The sequence below is a fragment of the Pseudaestuariivita rosea genome (assembly GCF_017592335.1).
GTDB classification, from domain to species: domain Bacteria; phylum Pseudomonadota; class Alphaproteobacteria; order Rhodobacterales; family Rhodobacteraceae; genus Parasulfitobacter; species Parasulfitobacter rosea.
This window is the reverse complement of the sequence record NZ_JACNMP010000003.1, coordinates 184,370-205,254: the sequence shown is the minus strand read 5'-3', so window position 1 is coordinate 205,254 and position 20,885 is coordinate 184,370. Positions and strand designations below refer to the sequence as shown.

Genomic DNA, 20,885 nt, shown 5'->3' with positions numbered 1-20,885 from the left:
GGAATAAGCCCAGATCTACCACATGCTGCACGCAGCGCGAATGGCTGCTATCGATCATTGATCGATGTGACGACCTCATATGCAGATGACGCGTCATTGAGGTGTTTCACCGCAGCTTTTCGCTCGTCCGCAGAATATTCTGCAGCGATCCGCTCGATTTCTCTCGCAACCCCAGAATAGATCGGCCCAAGGGTTTTGAAAAGGTAAGGTGTCGGATGGACGATGATCCCTCGCCGGTCGTGCGGGTCACGTTCGCGCCTTGCTAGGTCTGCTTTTTCCAAACGGTCTAGCAACGTCGTGACGGACCCAGTGGTCAATCCCAACTCGGCTGCAATCTTGCTTGGCTTAACCGGTGCTTCTGCGAGCATGTTCAAACACCGCAGGTCGTTCCGGCTGACGCCGACGGTGTTGGCGGCTTTCGTATCGAGCCGGTCAATACTTGCGTACAATCTGCGGCACGCTCCGACCAGGTCCCGAGGCGTCGCTTCTTCGGAAGATGGCATCAGCTGTTATCCGTTTAGCTTGACAATCAAGTTACTTGATATAGATCATCGCTCAAGTGATACTTGAACACAAGAACCATGGAGACTGACATGGAAATCGCGCTTTATGTTGTGCTGGGGCTGGTTGCGCTCATAGCCCTTTTGTCTGCGCTCGCGCCCGCGCGGGTGGAATACACCGAAGAGATAACGGTCAATGCACCCGTCCAGCAGGTCTATGACGACATCCGCCTGCAAGAGCATCTGATGCGTTGGTCGGCCTGGCCGAAGGAAACCAAATCGACCTGTACCGTAGAAGGCACGGATGGAGAAACGGGTGCCAAAACGGTGTTCTTCACTAAGGGCAAACGGGTTGGCCATCAGGAAGTTGTGCGCCTGAAAGAGAACGACGAAATCGTTCTCACGCTTGTTGGCCCTGGGCCACCGCATAAGCCGAAACTGACTTTTGAACTTCGTCCTGAGGGCGAAGGGTGCACGCGCGTGTTTGCTCACTTCATCAACGAACTGCCGCGCCCATTTAACGCGATCTGGAGGTTTGCTGGTCTCACGAAATGGACGAGGGAGATGCACCGGAAGGACCTCGCCGGTCTCAAGGCGTTCTCAGAGCCACCGCACCGAGACATGAACGGAGACGTTGTCGGGCGCCCACCGAAAGGAGAAAATCCTTACGAGCATAACAAGCAGGCGGCCTGATCGTCACATGGACTACTTCACCCACGAATTTGTCGGCGAGATTGCCCTGCATGGCGTCGGCAAGTCGCGGGTGATCACCTACAAGGTTTTGTTCATGCCACCGCGTTTTGAGGACGAACTGCCCTTCCAGACCTACCCGCGTTTGCGGGTGGAAGGTGAGATCACCGACGTACCTGTGCGCGGTGCATGGATGCCGGTGGGTGACGGAAGGCGCTACTTCATTGTTTCGCCCGACATCAAGGCCAATACCGGTCTGGACGTCGGCGATGAGGTGGAGATGCGGTTCAGAGTAGATGATCAGGACTACGTTGATGTCCCTGGCGCTTTACTGGCGGCTTTGAATTCGGACGATGCGGCGTCGGCGCAGTGGAACAAGCTGACAGCCGGAAAGAAACGGATGTTCACCAACCACGTCTTCTCTGCAAAGACCGCACCGACCGAACAACGTCGCGTTGACGAGGCGATGGCAGCGATCACAGAAGGGATCACGCTCCGCGACCTGCAACAACGTAAGAAATAGCTCCACCTATTCTAACAGAAGCTGCCATTGGCGCGAGCATACTGAACGGCAGTTAAGTCCGCATCTTGTCCGTTGAGGCGTGGGGCAGTCAATGTTGTGTATCGCGAACGCGGGTTTGAGGAATAGCCCGCGCTGATTACAATCTTGCCGACGGATTGGTCCCTTTTGCTATGTCGAAATCAAAATGTGTCGGGTCGCTCGCGTTGGGTTCCACATTCTCTGTCAAACGGCCCCTTTGAGGCTGGATTGGAGAGGTCCCGGATCAAGTCCGGGACTGCGCAATGGTGAGTGTCGCGTTTATTTGACGAAGGGCAGGAAAGGGATACGTTCGCGGTGGGCTGCCTTGGCAACCAGATCATCGACTGCGGCCAGGAAATGAGGTGAGGCATTGTGCGCATCTCAACCTGCGGCGTTTTCATAGAGCTCATACACCAGAAACTCGGCGGGGTTATCGGGCGATCAGTAGGGCATGAAGAATTTCATACCGGGTTCGGCCATCGAGGGTTCAACAAGGGTTTCCAGGATTTTGGCAATGGCATCTGCCTCGCCCTCTTTCGCGGTGATACGAACCATAACGACGAAGCCGTTGTTCAGATTTGCTCAGATTTGCGGCGGCCGGGGTGCTGGCATAGACACTCATGAAATCAGTGCCGGTTTTATGGTCGATGTTTGAAACCTAAGAAGGATTGCACTGCACGATAGAAGGATAGCGGGAAGGTAGAGTGTGAGGTGGTCCACAAGTTGCATCCTTTGATAGTATAAATGTTCATATTGTGTTCTCAATTTGATGTGGATGTAAGGAATTGTTTCGTATGGTTGTTCGCCCTGCACCAAAGGGTGAGGTGCAGGGCAATCATGGTCAGGCGGCTTTTGCAGCGGTTTGGTTTTGGTCGACTTGGTTAAACGCAACCCACGTCAGATCACCGGCATAGCGCCAGGCCATGTGGCCGTCTTGATCCATCGCGAAGAGGTGCAGCCAGCCGTTGTCGAACAGCTCTCGCACGTCGGGATGTTTTTCCAGGATGGTGTTCATCGCGTCGCGGGGGGCCTCGATCAAAACCGACAGGCGTAGGGGGTCGTGCTGGTAGGTTTCGCCGTCGTGCACCGATTGCCACGGCAGACCGGCCCGTAAAGTGCCGCCGTTACCTTCGATCACGCCAATGCCGCCGGTGACGTTGTGCAACAGCTTGTTGCCACCGCCAAAGACATCCGGCGCGACGGTTGAGCCATAGTATTGCAAGCTGATCCAGCTGGCGACGACGACGGGGGCGGTCATAATCAGCTCAAGCACCTTGAAATCAGTGTCGGACTGCCAGTTATAGCTGTGCAGGAAGCTTTGCCCGCCCAGGTCGCGGCCGGTGGTCCGGTGACGCGGCGCGGCGATGAAGGCACTGCAGCCCGCCAGACCCCATTCGGGGCGCAACTCGGCCCAGTTTAGTGCGCGTTTGGCGACGTCTTCCTGATTTTCTGCGCGGGGCAGTGTCAGGGCCCGTTCCGAGCGTGCAATTTTGGCGGCTGCCCCCAGCCAATCGCGCAGGGCTGCCAGATCATCGCGGTGATTATCCGTCAGTTGGTCACCGTCGTACAGAGTGACCTGATCGGTTGTCGTGTCGTGCAGCGCGCCGATGAATAGCGTATCGGCGGGCACGGTAATTCCGCGATCCTGCAGCCCTTTGCGCACCCCCGGATCATTCAGCAGAGCGGCCAGCAGGCGCGCGTTGACCTCGCCCGAATGGCCGCCACAGGCGCCGCAGTGCAGGGCGCTGGCGTGGGGGTTGTTGGTGACATTCGCGCCGTGGCCTGCGATCATGACAATGCGGGCGAAATCCTTGGTCAGGCTCATGGCGCCCAGGATGGTTTCGGCGGCGTCCACCTGTTGATCCAGCGTCAGTTCGGTGGTCAGGCGTGGTTTCGGGGCATCGGGGGCTTTGTTGCCGGAAAGGCCAAAGACGTCGCGGATCAGTTTGCCGACATAGATCGGGCCGGTCGCTTCGACGAAGGCGAATGAGGATACGGCAGCCAGTTTGAACCGCCCCCAGGCGCGGGTGGCGCGGGCGGTGATGCGCGCTGTGCGGTCCTGATGGCTGTGCCAATCCGTGCCCGAGACCGAGTGTACACCGGGGTTCAGCAGCACGGGCAGCCGGTTTTCCGGAACGTCCGAGGCGAAGTCGTGGTGTTGTGCAGCCAGGCCGAAGAACCCAGCAAAGCCAAGGGTTTGTACACCTTTATCCTGGGCTTCAAACGCGCGGCGGAAAACCTCGGACCGGACATCGATGCAGAAGACGGCCTGAACCTTGGCCCGGTCAACAGGGGCATTTTCAACCGGTGCGACAAGCTTTTCGGCCAGCGTCCGTTGCTGGGCGTAATCGGCCGCGGTTTGCAGGATACCAAGCGCCCTTTGGGCGGGCGTCACGGTCAGCGGCGTTGCGTGTTTTGCACAGATTTCGGCCCAGTCTTGGGCCAGCGCGTCGTCGTATTGATCCAAAATCGCCACCTGCCAGACCAGTTGGGTCGCCAGCAGATCGCGCATGCCGTGATCTGGTGTGCCGGCCAGATCGGCTTGCCACTGGTGGTGGCGGGCGTATTGTGCCCAGCCCCCCAGCTTCATCAGCTGCTGGTGAAAGTAGGTCTCAAGCCCCTCGGGCGACAGGCCAAGACGTTGGACAGATTGGGTCAGGGCAATCTCGGCCGATCGGGGCAGGGCTGTTACGTGTTCGGCAAAGCCGCTCAGCCCCAGGATTTCGGGTGTCAGGTCGTGCGCCGCAAAGCTGCGCCAGGCGTCCCAGATGGATTGACCATCATTTGCAGACCAAAGGGCTTGTCCCTGGTCGAAAAAACCACCGGCCCAGACGCCCATGCGGTCGGCCAGAATGCCGGGCCAGTCGGTGCCGCTGTGATCCGTGGCCAGATCGGCGACACAGGGCAGGGTTTCGGACTGATGCTGTTGCGCAGCTTTCAGCACGGCATCGACGTCGGGCAGATCTTTCGTTTTCACGCCTTGAAGGGCGGTGTCGATATCGTCGCGGGTGATCTGGCCCGTTTCAAACCGCTGGATGTACCATTCAGCTGGCATGGTGACGGCGGTGCCGGTGATGCGGTCAAGACGGGCGGCTGTCTGGGCCAGACCTTCGCTGCTTTGGCCCAGAAACGGGTTCACGGCGACGCTGGTGGTCAGAGGCCAGACCGGAGGAATGGCCAAAGCGGCTTTCTGGGCGGCATCCCGAACGGTGGGTTCGTCGCAGAATTGGTGGGTCTGATAGGTCATTGGTTCTGTTCCTCTCACGACGATTTTTTCACCGACCAGCCGTTGATCAGGCGATCGAACATGGCGTTGATGTAAAAGCCGTTTGTTATGTGCACCCGCAGCCCGCGGGCGACCGGGTGGTGCGCCCAAAGCGGCAGCATGGCCTGGGCCACCGCAACGCCGCCAAAGCTGAGCAGGGCAATGATCATCAGCGCCCATTCCAGCGGCCCAGGGGCGGGCGTGGCGGGCAGCGTGCTGGCCATCATCCATTCCGACAGGCTTTGCAGGGCGAAATACCCCGTGGTGGCGGCCAGCGCATAGCCCGCTGTCAGCTTCGTCAGGGCGCGGGGTGCCGCATCGGCCAGGCCCTGGGCTAACAGATAGGCCACACCAAAGATCAGGATGGCGCCCAGGGCAATGGCCTGCACGGATTTGCCTGTCAGGCCAAAGATCGTGCCGATGATGGCATAGATCGCCAGCGCCACCAGAAAGGCCCGCCCCACGGCTGCGGCATTCGGAATGGCCACCGGGCCGGGGCGGCGTGTGGCGGCGACGACATCAACCGCGGTACCCGATGACAGGAAGGCGTGCGCCTTATAGAGTGAATGTGCCACGATATGCAGAAGCGCCAGCGGAAACAGCGCCAGGCCGCATTGCAGGATCATAAAGCCCATCTGCGCGATGGTGGACCAGGCCAGCGATGTTTTTACCGCCGATTGGGTCAGCATGACGATCCCGCCGAACAGCGCCGTCAACCCGCCGATCATTGCCAGGATAGCCAGAATGATCGGTGCGGATAGCATCACATCGGCAAAACGGATCAGCAGGAAGCCACCGGCGTTGATGACACCTGCGTGCAACAGGGCTGAGACGGGGGTTGGGGCCTCCATCACCTCGGTCAGCCAGCTGTGGCTGGGGAACTGCGCGGATTTCAGGATCGCCGCCAGCGCCAGCAGGCCAGCGGCCCACACCGCCGCGGTGCCGTGATCTGCCAACAGGATGGTCGCAATATCGCCCGTGCCATAGGTCCAGAACAGGATGATGACAGCGGCGATCAGCGATACCTCGGACAGGCGGGTGACCCATAGCTTTTTGCGAGCTGCACGGATCGCGCCGGGGCAGTCAGCGTAGAATAGCAGCAGTTTTTGAAGGAAAAATCCGGTCGCGATCCAGGCTGCGACCAGTTGGACCAGATTGCCCGACTGGACCAGCAACAGGACAGAGGCCAGCGTGGCACACATCAGCGCCATGAATCTGTCCTGCCCCGGTTCACGGTCCAGATAGGTCTTGCTGTAGCGCAGAACGATCCACCCGATAAAGGCCACCAGCAGCAGCATGACGATGCTGAGCATATCCAGCCGCGTTGACAGGCCCAGACCCGCTGCACCGATCAGGGGGCTGGTACCGCTGCCCGCAAGGGCCAGGATCACGGCGCTGACGGTCACGATAGCCAGGGCGGCCAAAGCGCCCCATTCGGCTGTGCGTGTGGATCGACCAAACAGCGCACAGCCGAATAGCAGGGCTGGTGCCAGTAACGGGACAAGGTAGATCATGGTAACCTCCGGCAAAAGCGTTTCGGCATTAACTAATTTGAAAGAGCGATATAAAAAAATTTATTGTTTTTTACATATCGTTCTATTTATACGAACGATATGGCAGCATTGAATTACAATCACCTTCGGTATTTCTGGGCCGTGGCCCATGACGGTAACCTGACGCGGACGGCGGAAAAGCTGAACCTGTCGCAGTCGGCGCTGTCGGTGCAGATCCGCAAGCTTGAGGATCGTCTGGGCCACGATCTGTTTGAGCGGCGGGGGCGGCAGCTGCACCTGACCGAGGCCGGGCGCATTGTATTGGATCATGCGGACGCGATCTTTGCCACGGGGGATGAGCTGCTGGATACCCTGCGCAACGCGGGGCAGACCCGCCGTGCCATTCGGATTGGAGCGCTGGCCACGCTGTCGCGCAACTTTCAACTGCAGTTTCTGCAGCCGATCTTGGACCGTCAGGATGTTGAGCTGGACCTGCATTCGGGCAGTCAGCGGGAATTGCTGGCGGCCCTGGCGGCGCTGCAACTGGATGTGGTGCTGACCAATCAGCAACCGGCGCGGGATGGTGTGACGCAGTTGATGTCCTATAAACTGGCCGAACAGCAGGTCAGTCTGATCGGGGATCAGTCTTATGAGAAGGCGCCGCTTGAAACGCTGTTGGTTGAGCACCCCGTAATCCTGCCGACCCGCGCCAGCAGCATAAGGCAGGATTTCGATGCGTTGACGGAACGTTTGGATGTCCGCCCGAACATTGCCGCTGAAGTGGACGATATGGCGATGATGCGGCTTTTGGTGCGGGAACGTGTCGGTCTGGCTGTTATGCCGCCGATCGTGGTCAAGGATGAACTTGTGCAGGGCGATTTGGCCGAACTAAGCCCGCTGCCCGGAATTTACGAGAATTTCTATGCCGTGACGCTGGACCGCCAGTTCCCGAACCCGATCCTGAAAGAATTGATACAGGGCGGATAGGGCCGTAGGCTTTGCTTTGCGGCATCGTCCAGTCGCCTGATTTCAAAATATTCTGCTGGTAAGTCAGGTGTCTGGCATCACTCCGATCCGGGCCACAACGCCGAAATGATCTGATCCAAGCAAGGGGCGGCGCTGGGTGGGGTCGTTCACGGGGGCCAGAATGTGATCAATGGGCAGGTTGATAAATCTATGCAGCGGTAAGGTCCTGATGACGGTTCCTGCAGTTTGGGTCTGTGTCGTGGCCTCAAAGCGTCCGACGATATGTGACCACGGCACCATGTTGAAATCACCGCCGATCACTATCGGGCCGTCGAGGGATTCCAGCACAGCCAGTATTCGTTCGGCTTGCCCCCGTTGCCCATGTGGCCAGGGCCAGTAAAGGTGAAGTGAGACCAGCCAGACATCGCCATCGGGGGTTTGTGTTTGTGCCGCGATCATACCAAGGCGCGGCTGACATATTACCGTTTCTTTGATGATGGGCCAGCGTGAGGCGATGGCGACGTCACCGACGGCAGAAAACGGGCAGGTGACCTGATGGGGCAGGATTTCAGCTACGCCGGTCAGCACGACACGATTGCGTGCGCTGAGTTCCTGAAGTGTCAGAAAATCCGGAGCTTGCGCAACGATATCATCAATGATCGGCTGATGCGTGGCCATCTTAAACAGTAGGTTTTTCTGATAGATCGTGTAGGGCCGATCAGGCGTATCTGGTTGTCGGCGATCCAGCAGAATGAGACCGGCCGCGATAAATGCTGTTGCGCTCAGGACAATTGTGCCAACCCGCCACCTGCAGCACAGTGCGATAAACGCTGCGCAAAGGGCCAAGCTGGCCAGTTCCAACCGAAAGACGGCCAAAGAATCTGCAGCTGCGTGAAAGGCACCGGCATAGCTCGCCAGCAAAGGAAAAAGCGGTAACCATAAAACGCCGCGTATCACTGTCACAGTTTTCTGGCCCACCCAGCAATTTCTTCTGCGGCGCTGTCTGCACCTCGGTTTGTTACATCAAGTCGCAGCAGGTTTGGAACATCAAGACCTTTCAGCACAGCGCCGTTGCCGTGGTTTCGAATGGCATATTCTGCCTCTTGCGGTTTGCGTTTTGCTGCACGACCGGGGTCTTTTATGCGGCGGATATTTTCGTCCAGGTCACATCGCAGATGCACCACGCAAAAGGGTGGACGTGCTTTGCCAAGCGTCAGCAGGTTTTCCCATTCCTCAGTCGCCCAATCGCTGTCGCCGGTCAGGACAGTTGTCAGGACCACAGGCACATCGGCGGGCAACTGCAGAATCAGATCATGGGCGATGCGTTCGATCTGGCGTGTCGTTTCCTTGAAAAGCTTGGATTTGAATTCAGTCAGGGCGAAGGCGACATTGTAGACCGTGTGAATATCCAGCAGACGCCCGTGCAGCTGATCTGCCAGCACACGACCGATGGTTAACTTACCGACACCAGGATATCCGTTCAGAACGATGATCATTGTTACCCTATTCTATCAAGACTTTACATGCGCGCCATTATCGGATGCTAATCAGCGTTGTTTATCTGTTGATTGCCGAAAGGGCCCTTGATGGAAGCATTGCTGCTCATTATTAGTGAACTGCTTTTTATCGCAATTTACCCCTTTGTTGCATTTGTTGGCGGAATAATTGCCGCGATTTTTGAAGCGGTCCTGACCTTTTTCGCGATGCTGCTCCGGCCTTTGTTTGAGCGCAACCGAAAAAAGCAAACGAACCCGAAAACGTCCCCTGTTCGCCCGAAACGGAAAGGCAGAAAATATCTGCATTGGATCGCTGCGCCGTTGATTTTTGTTGGCGCTGTCATTGTGGCCCTGAACTATCTTTTCTTCGAACCGGCGTTGAGTTTTGCGTTGGATCAGATCGAGGATCGGACAAGCTATGACATCGAATTTACAGCGGCTTCGGGCGATATCTTTACAGGTCGATTGGCGATCAGCGGGTTTGAGATACGCGATCAGGCGGGTCGCGAAGCGGGGCTGATGCTGGGTTCAGCCAGCGATTTTGAGATTGACGTGAACATGTGGACCTTGTTGTCGCGCGATGTTGTACTTGAAAAACTCGTGCTCAACGACGCTGTCGGAACAATCATCCTGCCGCCTGAAAGCGAAAGTCAGAATGAAAATCGGCCAGAACAAGATGCCGAGCCGCGTCGCAAACGTGGCTTTGTCGTTGAAAACCTTGCCTTCTCGGACATTGAAGTTCTGGCGGTAACGGCAGACCAGACATCGCATTCGCTACAGATTATCCAGGCCACCAGCCAGCCGTTTCGCAGCCGGATGGCCGTTTTTGATCTGTTCTTCCGCTCAAATATGAATGCAACAGTGGACGGTGTACCGCTTGTCGTCAGCACCGAGACCATTTCCGATAACGGTCGCCGTACAGTCTGGCGCTTTGATGATTTCCCCGTTACTGCCGCGGCGGTTTTTGTGGATCGTGCGCCCTTTACCTGGCTGAACGGCGGGACAATCTCGGCCAATGTGCAGGATGCATGGGACCTGAGCGACCAATACATCGACATGGATTGGCGGCTTGATCTGAAAGACACCGATATTGCGGCACCGCCCGAGGCCGGCCGTACGCAACGCCTGATGATTGCGGCGTTGGATCGGGTGGTTGAGCAGCGTGATGGCAATGCCAGTCTGGGTTTCCAGATGCGCTTTGATCAGGATGGTCTGCGCAATGGTGCCACGGGTGATATGACTGTGTTCTGGGATGCTTTGGTGGCAGGCGTGACAAAGGCGATTTCGGATAACCTTGGGGAACGCGCCGAAGAAACCCAAGACCGTTTGAACGGCATCGGCAACAGGATCAGGGACATCTTTCAGCGTGAAAACTGATCTAATTTACGCTTTGGCTTTGGCCAGCCATTGATTGATCCGATCAACGATGTCTTGTGGCCCTTTGTCATCGCCGTAAACCTCGCGCAGAGGATAGACGCCTTTATCCTGATCTTTGCCAATCTCAATCGCAGGGCGATAAAGGTACATATCTGATTGAAAGCGTTTTTGCTCAACACGCTTTTGTCTTTGCAAAACGGCTTGATCTATATCAGCTAGATCAAATTGGACCTGATCATAGCGAAAAACTGTGCGTCGCCGCAGCGTGACGTGGCCCGTAGTTTTATCAAAAATGGCTTGTGTTCGTTCGACGAAAAACACAAACAACAGACCGCCCGTCAGACCCCCGATGATCAAAGGAAAAAAACCTTTAAGGTCCCCTTGAAGAATATTACTGATCCCGACACCTGTTACTGCCAAGGTCACAGCGGATATACCAATGGCGAAAATCCAGGGTGTGTAGTCCAAAATAAGTTGTTCGGGAGTGTCGCGAGTAATTTTCATGAAAATTGTTCTTAAACGACTTTATGGCCGAAATAGGGACAAGTCTTTTGCAGACCTAAATTATGTCGGTGATGTTCTGGAAATTCTGCATTACCAAATCCTGTAATCTGATATATCCGGTCGCGGGCTGACGCAATTAAGGTGGCGGAATGCAAGATGGATGGGATGCCTCTGCTGCGGCATGGGTTACCGATATGGCGGATGGTGGTGATCACAGTCGCAAGGCGATCCTGGATGCGCCAATGTCCGCGCGGGTTCTGGCCAGCGGGGCGCAGAAGATGCTGGATGTGGGCTGTGGTGAGGGGCGCTTTTGCCGGATGATGGCGGCGCAGGGTGTTGCGACCGTTGGCATAGACCCCACTGCGGAATTGTTGCAGGCGGCCAAGGCGGCTGATCCGGGTGGCGACTACAAGCTGGCCGGGGCCGAGGCGCTGCCGTTTGACGATGGCAGCTTCCCCCTGGTGGTCAGCTATCTGACGTTGATTGATATCGCGGATGCGAGAACTGGGCTGTCCGAGATGGTGCGCGTTCTGGCGCCGGGTGGGCGGTTGCTGATTGCAAATCTGACTGGTTATTGCACAGCAAGCCAGATCAAGGACGGCGGATGGAAACGGGCCGAGGACGGGTCGGTTACGATGACAATGGATCGCTATCTGGAAGAACACAGTCACTGGGCGGAATGGCGCGGGATCAGGATCAGAAACTGGCACAGGCCAGCTGCGTTTTACATGCAGAACCTGCTGGATCTGGGCATGCAATTGACGTTTTTCGACGAACCGCCGTCGCAGGATCCGGTACGTGGCGCCCGATACAATCGCGCGCCGTATTTTCAGATTATGGAGTGGCGCAAGCCCGGCGGCTGATGTCCCTGAATTTAAATACAATCGCTCTGGAACTTCAGGTGGGGGCGTCTTAGTTTCTTCTTAAAGGAGAACGCCATGACAAACCCGCTGCTGACCGATTGGACCACACCCTTTGAAGTTCCGCCCTTTGATCAGATTGACGACGATCATTTCCAGCCTGCCTTCGATCAGGCACTGGCCGAGGCGCGGCGTGAGATCGAGGCGATCGCCCATGACCCCGAAGCACCGACATTTGCCAATACGGTCGAGGCGCTTGAGCGATCCGGCAAGAAACTGGATCAGGTTTTGTCGGTGTTCTATACCCTCTCTGGCACCGATAGTAACCCGATGCGCGAAGAGCTGCAGCGCGCCTTTTCGCCCGAATTGGCAAAATTCAGCAGCGAGGTATCCCTGAACGCCGATCTTTTCGCGCGGATCAAGAAATTGTGGGACGCGCGCGACGATCTGGACCTGACCGATGAACAGCACCGTGTGCTTGAACTGAAGCATCGGAATTTTGTCCGTGCGGGGGCCGCGTTGGAAGGGGACGCGCGGGACCGGTTGAAAGAGATCAGTCAGAAGCTGGCCACGCTTGGCACGCAGTTCAGTCAGAACCTGCTGGCGGATGAACGCGACTGGTATATGGAGCTGACCGAGGAAGACATGCGCGGGCTGCCCTCATTCCTGATTGAGGCCGCGCGGGCGGCAGGCACAGAAAAGGGTCTTGAGGGGCCGATTATTACCCTTTCACGGTCGCTGGTCGTGCCGTTTTTACAGTTTTCGCCCCGGCGTGATTTGCGCGAAAAGGCCTATCAGGCCTGGACGTCGCGCGGTGCTATGGGCGGTGAAACGGACAATCGTGGGATTACGGCCGAAACGTTGGCCCTGCGGGCCGAGATGGCGCAGCTTTTGGGCTATGACACCTATGCGGACTATAAGCTGGAACCGGAAATGGCCAAGACGGCAGATCGCGTGCGCGAATTGCTGATGGCGGTATGGGAACCGGCCAAGGGGGCGGCGAACGCCGATGCCTGGGTGCTGGAAAAGATGATGCAAAGCGATGGCGTCAATGGTGATCTGGAACCCTGGGATTGGCATTACTATTCGGAAAAGCGCCGCAAACAGGATCATGATCTGGATGAGGCTGAGCTGAAACCCTATCTGCAGCTTGATCAGATGATTGAAGCAGCGTTCACCTGTTCAACTCGGCTGTTCGATCTGCAGTTTGAGCCGGTTGAGGTGCCACTTTACCACCCGGATTGCCGCGCATGGGAAGTCACGCGCGACGGCAAGCATATCGCGATTTTCATCGGCGACTATTTCGCGCGCAGTGGCAAACGGTCGGGCGCGTGGTGTTCGGCCCTGCGGGCGCAGAACCGGATGGATAAAGAAGTGCGCCCGGTTGTGATGAACGTCTGCAACTTTGCCAAACCGCCCGAAGGGAAGCCGGCACTGCTGTCCTATGACGACGCGCGCACGTTGTTCCATGAATTTGGTCATGCGCTGCATCAGATGCTAAGCGATGTGACCTATGAGATGATATCAGGCACATCCGTTCCGCGCGATTTTGTGGAACTGCCCAGCCAGCTTTATGAACACTGGCTGGAAGTGCCCGAGGTATTGGCCGAATTCGCAACCCATGCCCAAACCGGTGACCCGATGCCGGTGGACATGCTGAACCGCCTGATTGCGGCGAAAAACTACGATATGGGTTTTCAGACGGTGGAATACGTGGCCTCGGCCATTGTTGATCTGGCGTTTCACGATGGTACTGCTCCGGACGATACGATGGATAAACAGGCCGAGGTTTTGGAACAGATCGGCATGCCCCACGCCATTCGCATGCGCCATGCGACACCGCATTTCGCCCATGTCTTTTCCAGCGGGTATTACGCGGCCAGTTATTACAGCTATATGTGGTCCGAGGTCATGGACGCAGATGCCTTTGCCGCGTTTGAAGAGGCCGGTAGTGCCTTTGACGAAGAGACGGCCGATAAGCTGGAAGAACATATTCTGTCGAAGGGTAACTCGGTCGATCCGGCCGAGCTTTATGTCGCTTTCAGGGGGCGTTTGCCGGGTGTCGAGGCCTTGCTGAAGGGTCGTGGTCTGGACGTGGCGGCATAGGTCCGGTTTCGCCTTCGGCGAGAGTATTTTTGCCAAGAAGAAGGCATGTCTGGTCTGATTGACGGGAATGTGTCCTGTGACGTCGCGGATGGGCGTCTGACATTCCAGCTGTGATGGTTTAGTCTGGCCCAGGAACGGAGGATCACGATGGCCGGAACGGTTCGATTCACACTGGATGGCGCAGAGGTTGAGGCGCAGGCGGGCGAGACGATCTGGCAGGTTGCTAAACGTCAGGGCACGCTGATCCCCCATCTGTGTCATCGGGATGAGCCGGGCTATCGTGCCGACGGCAACTGCCGCGCCTGTATGGTCGAGATTGAGGGCGAGCGCACTCTGGCGGCGTCCTGTATTCGCACACCTTCTGATGGCATGAGCGTCACCACCGATTCTGCGCGGGCCGACACGGCGCGGAAGATGGTGATGGAGATGCTGCTGGCCGATCAGCCTGAACGCGATGTGGCCCACGACAAATCCTCGCACCTTTGGGATATGGCCGCGGTGCAGCAGGTTCAGGGTGGCCGGTTACCTGCACTGGAAGATGCCCGGGTGCCACTGTTGGATGACAGCCATGTGGCGATGTCGGTCAATCTGGATGCCTGCATTCAGTGCGGCCTGTGCGTGCGTGCCTGCCGCGAGGTGCAGGTCAATGACGTGATCGGCATGGCGGGGCGCGGCCATGACAGCTATCCGGTTTTTGACTTCGACGACCCGATGGGCGACAGCACCTGTGTGGCCTGCGGTGAATGCGTGCAGGCCTGCCCGACCGGGGCGCTGATGCCCGCGACAGTTGTTGACGCGGATCAGGTGGGCGATAGCGGCGATTACGACAGCGAGGTTGAAAGCGTTTGCCCGTTCTGCGGTGTGGGCTGTCAGGTCTCGCTGAAGGTCAAGGATGGCCGTGTGAAGTTTGTTGAGGGGATCAACGGCCCCGCGAATGAAGGGCGGCTGTGCGTCAAGGGGCGCTTTGGTTTTGATTATATCCACCATGACCACCGCCTGACCAAACCCCTGATCCGCCGTGCGGATGCCCCGGCCAAGGGTCTGAACGTCGATCCCGGCAACTGGTCGACGCATTTCCGCGAGGCTTCGTGGGAGGAAGCGTTGGAGGTTGCCGCGACCGGGCTGAAAGGGCGCGGGCGCGAGGTGGCTGGTTTCGGATCGGCCAAATGCACGAATGAAGAGGCTTACCTGTTCCAAAAGCTGATCCGTCAGGGGTTTGGTCATAACAACGTTGATCACTGCACACGGCTTTGCCACGCGTCTTCGGTCGCGGCGTTGCTGGAAAATGTCGGATCGGGGGCCGTGACGGCGACGTTTAACGAGATCGAGAATGCCGATGTCGCCATCGTCATTGGCGCCAATCCGGTCGAAAACCACCCCGTCGCGGCGACTTATTTCAAGCAGTTCGCCAAGCGGGGCGGCAAGCTGATCGTGATGGACCCGCGCGGGCAGGCGCTGAAGCGGCATTCGACACATATGCTGCAGTTCCGCCCCGGTGCGGATGTGTCGATGCTGAATGCGATTATGCATGTGATCGTGGAAGAGGGCCTTTATGATCAGCAATATATCGAGGCCTACACCGAAAATTGGGAAGCCGAGAAGGCGCATCTGAAAGGCTTTACGCCCGAAAAGATGTCTGAGATTTGCGGTATTGAGCCAGAGACTCTGCGCGCCGTCGCCCGCGATTTTGCAACCGCTAAAGCGGGCATGATTTTCTGGGGTATGGGCGTGTCACAGCATATCCACGGCACGGATAATTCGCGCTGCCTGATCAGTCTGGCGTTGATGTGCGGTCATGTGGGGCGGCCAGGCACAGGGCTGCATCCGCTGCGCGGGCAGAACAATGTGCAGGGTGCGTCAGACGCAGGACTGATCCCGATGTTCCTGCCGGATTATCAGACGGTGACAGACGACGGTGTGCGGTCCGCCTTTACCGAGGTCTGGGGCGGCGGTGACTTCAGTGCCGAAAAGGGCCTGACCGTGACCGAGATTCTGGATGACGTCCACGCGGGCAACATCAACGCGATGTATATTCTGGGCGAAAACCCGGCGATGTCGGACCCTGATGTGGACCATGCCCGTGCGGCCTTGGCCAAACTGGATCACCTTGTGGTGCAGGATATCTTCCTGACCGAAACCGCGAATTATGCCGATGTGATCCTGCCTGCCAGTGCTTTTGCTGAAAAGGCAGGCACGGTGACGAACACCAACCGTCAGGTCCAGATGGGTCGGCCTGCCGTGCCACCGCCCGGCGAGGCGAAAGAGGACTGGTGGATCACGACAGAGCTGGCCAATCGACTTGGGCTGGGTTGGACCTATCAGCACCCGTCCGAGGTCTTTGCCGAGATGAAGCGGAATATGACCTCGCTTGATAATATCACCTGGGACCGGCTTGAGGCGCAAAATGCCGTCACATATCCCAGCCTGTCGCCCGAAGACCCCGGTCAGCCGATCGTCTTCGGCGATGGTTTCCCGCGCGTTGAGGGCCGTGCTAAGTTCACCCCTGCCGATGTGATCCCTCCGGACGAGACACCGGATGCCGATTATCCTATGATCCTGACCACCGGGCGGCAGTTGGAACATTGGCACACCGGCAGCATGACGCGGCGGTCCAAGGTTCTGGACGCCGTTGAGCCCGAAGCAAACTGTTCTTTGCACCCCAAGACACTGCGCAAGATGGGTGTTGCGGCAGGTGATCTGGTGCGGCTGACAACACGGCGCGGGTCTATCGAAATCATGGCCCGCGCAGATCGGGCTGTTGCCGAAGACATGGTTTTTGTGCCCTTTGCCTTTGTCGAAGCGGCTGCAAATATTCTGACAAATCCGGCAATTGATCCTTATGGCAAGATACCCGAGTTCAAATTTGCGGCCGTTCGTGTTGAGCCGGCCAGTCAGTCTTTGGCGGCCGAATAAACGACGGTCGCTTTTATTGATTCGTATGGCTCTGCATTCTGAAAGTTTCAAAAACACCGCAAACTATTGAAATTTTCAGTTATTTGAACGGTTGTTCAGAAAAACATTGACGTTGCGTCTTTCTATCCCACAATATTCAGCAAGGCTTGGGCGACTGGGCTGGAACCGGTGAAAACCGGAAAGGGAGGAAAACTTGGACATGTCGACGGCATCGGCGGAGCATTCTGCGCTGGTCTCTATACCGCATCTGTTGGCGCGTAATATGGCGCAGCTTCCGGACAAGGCGGCTTATCGGGAAAAAGAATTCGGCATCTGGCAAAGCTGGACCTGGTCGCAGTCTGCCGACGAAATTCGTGCGATTGCCCTTGGGTTTCTTGAGATTGGCGTCAACAAGGGTGATTTTATCGCGGTGATCGGGCGCAATCGTCCGGCGATGTACTGGTCGATGGTCGCGGCACAGATGGTTGGTGCGGTGCCAGTGCCCCTTTATCAGGACGCGGTCGCCGAAGAGATGGCCTATGTTCTGGAACACTGCGGTGCACGCTTTGTGGTGGTTGGCGATCAGGAACAGGTCGACAAGGTGATCGAGGTGCAGGAGACCGTTCACGGGATTGAGCATATCGTCTACCATGACCGCCGCGGCATGCGGAAATACGATCACACGCAGATGAATGCGTTGGATGACGTTCAGGCGACCGGACGCGCCGCGCACGAACGATTTGAGGCCGAGCTTGAGGCCCGTTGGCGCGCTCTGACCTATGATGATATCTGCGTGATGCTTTATACCTCGGGGACGACCGGGCGCCCCAAAGGCGTCGTGCTGTCGAACCGCAACATTATCGAGACATCCAAGAATTCGTCTGAATTTGACCATCTGCGCGTTGATGATGAGATTCTGGCCTATCTGCCGATGGCCTGGGTTGGGGATTTTATCTTTTCCATTGGGCAGGCCTATTGGAATGGTTTCTGCGTGAACTGCCCTGAAAGCCAGGACACGATGATGACCGATCTGCGAGAGATCGGTCCGACCTATTATTTCGCCCCGCCGCGCGTGTTTGAGACACAGCTGACAAATGTGATGATCCGGATGGAGGACGCAGGGCGTCTGAAGAAGTGGTTGTTTGACAGGTTCATGGCGGTGGCCAAACGCGTCGGGCCAGCGGTTCTGGACGGTAAGTCTGTCAGCGGGATGGATCGTTTCAAATACTGGCTGGGTGATCTTCTGGTCTACGGGCCCCTGAAAAACACGCTGGGTTTCAGCCGTGTGCGTGTGGGCTATACAGCCGGTGAGGCGATTGGGCCCGAGATTTTCGATTTCTATCGGTCCCTGGGCATCAATTTGAAACAGCTTTACGGGCAGACAGAGGCATCGGTGTTCATCACGCAGCAAAAGGACAACGAGGTGCGCCCTGATACCGTGGGCACCCAGACCCCCGGTGTCGAACTGCGCATCGCTGAAAATGGTGAGGTTTTCTATCGCTCACCCGGCGTATTTGTTGAGTATTTCAAGAACCCTGAAAGCACCGCCTCGACCAAAGATGCTGACGGATGGGTTGCCACGGGCGATGCTGGATTTATTGAAGAGGCGACCGGTCATCTGCGCATCATCGACCGCGCCAAGGACGTGGGCAAAATGGCCGACGGTCGCCTGTTCGCGCCGAAATACGTGGAAAACAAGCTGAAGTTTTTTCCTAATATCCTTGAGGCCGTGGTGTTCGGAAACAACCGGGATTATTGCACAGCGTTCATCAACATTGATCTGACCGCCGTCGGGAACTGGGCCGAACGCAACAACATCGCCTATGCCAGCTATCAGGAACTGGCCGGTCATCCACGTGTGCTTGAGATCATCCAGGGCCACGTCGAAGCAGTCAACGAAAGTGTTGCCGAGGATGAGATGCTGTCCGGTTGTCAGATCCATCGATTTCTTGTGCTGCATAAGGAATTGGATGCGGATGACGGCGAACTGACCCGGACCCGCAAGGTCCGCCGCCGTATTATCGAAGAGAAATTCGATGACCTGATCACGGCGCTTTATGACGGATCACAGACTGTCTCGACCGTGACCGAGGTGACCTATGAAGACGGGCGTAAGGGGTCGATCAAGGCGACGCTGGAATTGCGGGATGTAAAAACGATCTCGGCCCCCTCACAAATGGCGGCGGAATGATGGTGCGGGATTTGAGTATTTTGGGAACAATAAAGACGGGGTCCCGCACATGAAGGACACTTATGAGCCTTATGTGACGGAAGATGGTCGTCAGATCGGCGGCGTGTTGATGGAGATGAAGAATATCACGCTGCGCTTCGGCGGTGTCGTGGCCATCAAGGATATCAGCTTTGACATTCGCGAAGGTGAGATTCGTGCGATTATCGGGCCGAATGGCGCGGGCAAGTCGTCGATGCTGAATGTGATCAGCGGGTTTTACCACCCGCAAGAGGGCGAGGTTTGGTTCAAGGGCGAAAAACGCAAGCCCATGAAGCCCTATCAGGTTGCGCAGCAGGGGGTGGCGCGGACGTTTCAGAACATCGCTTTGTTTGAGGGCATGAGCGTTCTGGACAATGTCATGACTGGCCGTTTGACACATATGAAAAGCAATCTGCTACAACAGGTGATGTGGTGGGGTGGTGCGGAAAAAGAAGAAACCGCCAACCGTGAGCGTGTTGAAAAGATTATCGATTTTCTGGAAATCCAGCACATTCGTAAGACGCCCGTCGGCCGTTTGCCTTATGGCCTGAAAAAGCGCGTCGAACTGGCGCGGGCGCTGGCGGCTGAGCCCATGCTGCTGCTGCTGGATGAACCGATGGCGGGCATGAACGTTGAAGAAAAAGAGGACATGAGCCGCTTTATCCTGGATGTAAACGATGAATTCGGCACGACGATTGCGCTGATCGAACACGATATGGGTGTTGTCATGGATCTGTCAGATCGGGTTGTCGTGATGGATTACGGCAAAAAGATCGGCGACGGCACCCCGGACGAAGTGCGCAGCAACCAGGATGTAATTGATGCCTATCTGGGGGTGTCTCATGACTGACCGCCATTTGCCCAACCGGAAAGGAGAACATCATGCCTGATCAGTTGCTTTTTGGTATGGAAGTCGCGCTGAATGGCCTGATGGCGGGCGTTCTATATGCGCTGGTCGCTTTGGGGTTTGTGCTGATCTACAAGGCCTCGGGCATCTTCAACTATGCGCAGGGGGTCATGGCGCTGTTTGCGGCACTGACTCTGGTCGGGATCATGGAGGGGCAGGTGCCATTTGCCCATCTGATCAATGCGATTTTCGGCACCAAGATTCATCACCTTGGAACCCCCATTCCGGAAATGCTCGACCCTGATGTGACAATTGCCTACTTCAATACCGAAGGGGCTGGCTGGATATCATGGTTATTGGGTGGGATCGGAAACTTCTTTATATGGCCTATTAATAACTTCGACATCGTCCTTGCGCTGATTTTCACAGTTTTTGTGATGATAGCTCTGGCTTGGGCCGTTCAGCGTTTCATCTTCCGCCATCTGGTCAATCAGGAACCGATCATTCTGTTTATGGCGACGATCGGTCTGGCCTATCTGCTGGAAGGTGTCGGGGAATTGATGTGGGGCGCCGAGGTCAAGACGCTTAATGTTGGCTTACCCCGAGGTATCGCTGAAGGGGTCGAGAGTGTCACCGAAGGTTGGTTCGGTTATGGCTTCTTTCTGTCGCGATTGGATATTGTCGCGGCCGTTATTGCTGCAGTTCTGGTGACGGCACTGACGCTATTCAGCCAATACTCAAAACAGGGCCGCGCCCTGCGCGCTGTGGCGGATGACCATCAGGCAGCGCTTTCGGTGGGCATTTCGCTGAACTTCATCTGGATTCTGGTGTGGTCCATTGCGGGTTTTGTCGCTTTGGTTGCGGGCGTGGTTTGGGGGGCCAGTTCGGGCGTTCAGTTTTCACTCAGCCTGATCGCGCTGAAGGCCTTGCCGGTTCTGATGCTGGGCGGTTTTACCTCAATCCCCGGTGCCATTGTCGGCGGGTTGATCATTGGCGTGGGCGAAAAGCTGTTCGATTTCCTGATGAACCCGATCATCGGCGGTGCAACGGAAAACTGGTTTGCCTATGTGCTGGCCCTGATCTTCCTGATCTTCCGCCCGCAAGGTCTGTTCGGCGAAAAGATTATTGAGAGGGTGTGA

At 56.8% G+C, this 20,885-nt stretch carries 16 protein-coding genes and 1 pseudogene; 10 read left to right on the top strand and 7 right to left on the bottom strand.

Annotation, left to right across the window (positions count from 1 at the left end; genetic code table 11):
* Positions 1 to 47: 47 nt before the first annotated feature.
* The gene (locus H7848_RS04080) at positions 48 to 503 is read right to left on the bottom strand and encodes a MarR family winged helix-turn-helix transcriptional regulator (protein WP_208348226.1); all 456 of its coding nucleotides are present in this window, start codon (positions 501 to 503) and stop codon (positions 48 to 50) included.
* 90 nt (positions 504 to 593) lie between these two features.
* Here H7848_RS04080 and H7848_RS04075 point away from each other — a divergent pair, with 90 nt between their 5' ends.
* Together H7848_RS04075 and H7848_RS04070 are read left to right on the top strand one after the other, a co-directional pair.
* Positions 594 to 1,193 (top strand): SRPBCC family protein, encoded by a 600-nt coding sequence (locus H7848_RS04075; RefSeq protein WP_208348223.1) that lies wholly within the window; start codon positions 594 to 596, stop codon positions 1,191 to 1,193.
* 7 nt (positions 1,194 to 1,200) lie between these two features.
* On the top strand, positions 1,201 to 1,713 hold the full coding sequence (locus tag H7848_RS04070; RefSeq protein WP_208348222.1) for a YdeI/OmpD-associated family protein: 513 nt from the start codon (positions 1,201 to 1,203) through the stop codon (positions 1,711 to 1,713).
* 459 nt (positions 1,714 to 2,172) lie between these two features.
* On the opposite strand, the gene H7848_RS19725 is transcribed toward H7848_RS04070, so the two are convergent.
* From H7848_RS19725 to H7848_RS04060, 3 genes are all read right to left on the bottom strand, one after another.
* The gene (locus H7848_RS19725) at positions 2,173 to 2,286 is read right to left on the bottom strand and encodes an antibiotic biosynthesis monooxygenase (protein ID WP_237072564.1); all 114 of its coding nucleotides are present in this window, start codon (positions 2,284 to 2,286) and stop codon (positions 2,173 to 2,175) included.
* 286 nt (positions 2,287 to 2,572) lie between these two features.
* Positions 2,573 to 4,978: a YbcC family protein gene (locus H7848_RS04065; protein ID WP_208348218.1), complete on the bottom strand. Its 2,406-nt coding sequence runs from the start codon at positions 4,976 to 4,978 to the stop codon at positions 2,573 to 2,575.
* A 14-nt stretch (positions 4,979 to 4,992) separates the two neighbouring features.
* A complete protein-coding gene (locus H7848_RS04060) occupies positions 4,993 to 6,510 on the bottom strand; it encodes a proton-conducting transporter transmembrane domain-containing protein (protein ID WP_208348216.1) in 1,518 nt (505 codons plus the stop codon).
* A 99-nt stretch (positions 6,511 to 6,609) separates the two neighbouring features.
* Between H7848_RS04060 and H7848_RS04055 the strand changes: the two genes are divergently transcribed.
* Complete coding sequence (locus tag H7848_RS04055) at positions 6,610 to 7,476, top strand: LysR family transcriptional regulator (RefSeq protein WP_208348213.1); 867 nt, start codon at positions 6,610 to 6,612, stop codon at positions 7,474 to 7,476.
* A 63-nt stretch (positions 7,477 to 7,539) separates the two neighbouring features.
* Here the strand turns inward: H7848_RS04055 and H7848_RS04050 are convergent, their stop codons facing one another.
* Positions 7,540 to 8,433: an endonuclease/exonuclease/phosphatase family protein gene (locus tag H7848_RS04050; RefSeq protein ID WP_208348211.1), complete on the bottom strand. Its 894-nt coding sequence runs from the start codon at positions 8,431 to 8,433 to the stop codon at positions 7,540 to 7,542.
* A complete protein-coding gene (locus tag H7848_RS04045; RefSeq protein WP_208348208.1) occupies positions 8,415 to 8,951 on the bottom strand; it encodes an AAA family ATPase in 537 nt (178 codons plus the stop codon). Before H7848_RS04045 ends, H7848_RS04050 begins: the two co-directional genes overlap by 19 nt.
* A 90-nt stretch (positions 8,952 to 9,041) precedes the next feature.
* Here H7848_RS04045 and H7848_RS04040 point away from each other — a divergent pair, with 90 nt between their 5' ends.
* Positions 9,042 to 10,328: an AsmA family protein gene (locus tag H7848_RS04040; protein WP_208348205.1), complete on the top strand. Its 1,287-nt coding sequence runs from the start codon at positions 9,042 to 9,044 to the stop codon at positions 10,326 to 10,328.
* A 6-nt stretch (positions 10,329 to 10,334) separates the two neighbouring features.
* Here the strand turns inward: H7848_RS04040 and H7848_RS04035 are convergent, their stop codons facing one another.
* Positions 10,335 to 10,832: a hypothetical protein gene (locus tag H7848_RS04035; protein ID WP_208348203.1), complete on the bottom strand. Its 498-nt coding sequence runs from the start codon at positions 10,830 to 10,832 to the stop codon at positions 10,335 to 10,337.
* 149 nt (positions 10,833 to 10,981) lie between these two features.
* On the opposite strand from H7848_RS04035, the gene H7848_RS04030 reads away from it, so the two are divergent.
* The 6 genes and pseudogenes from H7848_RS04030 to H7848_RS04005 all read left to right on the top strand — a co-directional run.
* Complete coding sequence (locus tag H7848_RS04030; protein ID WP_208348201.1) at positions 10,982 to 11,695, top strand: class I SAM-dependent methyltransferase; 714 nt, start codon at positions 10,982 to 10,984, stop codon at positions 11,693 to 11,695.
* A 75-nt stretch (positions 11,696 to 11,770) separates the two neighbouring features.
* On the top strand, positions 11,771 to 13,798 hold the full coding sequence (locus H7848_RS04025) for a M3 family metallopeptidase (protein WP_208348199.1): 2,028 nt from the start codon (positions 11,771 to 11,773) through the stop codon (positions 13,796 to 13,798).
* 147 nt (positions 13,799 to 13,945) lie between these two features.
* On the top strand, positions 13,946 to 16,711 hold the full coding sequence (gene fdhF / locus H7848_RS04020; RefSeq protein WP_208348197.1) for a formate dehydrogenase subunit alpha: 2,766 nt from the start codon (positions 13,946 to 13,948) through the stop codon (positions 16,709 to 16,711).
* A 199-nt stretch (positions 16,712 to 16,910) separates the two neighbouring features.
* Entirely contained in the window at positions 16,911 to 18,881 is a 1,971-nt protein-coding gene (locus H7848_RS04015) for an AMP-binding protein (protein WP_208348195.1), read from the top strand.
* Between the two features lie 49 nt (positions 18,882 to 18,930).
* Positions 18,931 to 19,749, top strand: a complete 819-nt coding sequence (locus H7848_RS04010; protein WP_208348192.1) for an ABC transporter ATP-binding protein — start codon at positions 18,931 to 18,933, stop codon at positions 19,747 to 19,749.
* Between the two features lie 32 nt (positions 19,750 to 19,781).
* Positions 19,782 to 20,885 (top strand): annotated as a pseudogene (locus tag H7848_RS04005) (branched-chain amino acid ABC transporter permease); the annotation flags it as partial.

Bases quoted from the DNA above. Each gene is read 5' to 3' on its own strand.
- H7848_RS04015 (WP_208348195.1), top strand. From the start codon at position 16,911: ATGTCGACGGCATCGGCGGAGCATTCTGCGCTGGTCTCTATACCGCAT.
- fdhF (WP_208348197.1), top strand. From the start codon at position 13,946: ATGGCCGGAACGGTTCGATTCACACTGGATGGCGCAGAGGTTGAGGCG.
- H7848_RS04060 (WP_208348216.1), bottom strand. From the start codon at position 6,510: ATGATCTACCTTGTCCCGTTACTGGCACCAGCCCTGCTATTCGGCTGT.
- H7848_RS04035 (WP_208348203.1), bottom strand. From the start codon at position 10,832: ATGAAAATTACTCGCGACACTCCCGAACAACTTATTTTGGACTACACA.
- H7848_RS04075 (WP_208348223.1), top strand. From the start codon at position 594: ATGGAAATCGCGCTTTATGTTGTGCTGGGGCTGGTTGCGCTCATAGCC.
- H7848_RS04070 (WP_208348222.1), top strand. From the start codon at position 1,201: ATGGACTACTTCACCCACGAATTTGTCGGCGAGATTGCCCTGCATGGC.
- H7848_RS04040 (WP_208348205.1), top strand. From the start codon at position 9,042: ATGGAAGCATTGCTGCTCATTATTAGTGAACTGCTTTTTATCGCAATT.
- H7848_RS04055 (WP_208348213.1), top strand. From the start codon at position 6,610: ATGGCAGCATTGAATTACAATCACCTTCGGTATTTCTGGGCCGTGGCC.
- H7848_RS04080 (WP_208348226.1), bottom strand. From the start codon at position 503: ATGCCATCTTCCGAAGAAGCGACGCCTCGGGACCTGGTCGGAGCGTGC.
- H7848_RS04025 (WP_208348199.1), top strand. From the start codon at position 11,771: ATGACAAACCCGCTGCTGACCGATTGGACCACACCCTTTGAAGTTCCG.
- H7848_RS04010 (WP_208348192.1), top strand. From the start codon at position 18,931: ATGAAGGACACTTATGAGCCTTATGTGACGGAAGATGGTCGTCAGATC.
- H7848_RS19725 (WP_237072564.1), bottom strand. From the start codon at position 2,286: ATGGTTCGTATCACCGCGAAAGAGGGCGAGGCAGATGCCATTGCCAAA.
- H7848_RS04045 (WP_208348208.1), bottom strand. From the start codon at position 8,951: ATGATCATCGTTCTGAACGGATATCCTGGTGTCGGTAAGTTAACCATC.
- H7848_RS04065 (WP_208348218.1), bottom strand. From the start codon at position 4,978: ATGACCTATCAGACCCACCAATTCTGCGACGAACCCACCGTTCGGGAT.
- H7848_RS04030 (WP_208348201.1), top strand. From the start codon at position 10,982: ATGCAAGATGGATGGGATGCCTCTGCTGCGGCATGGGTTACCGATATG.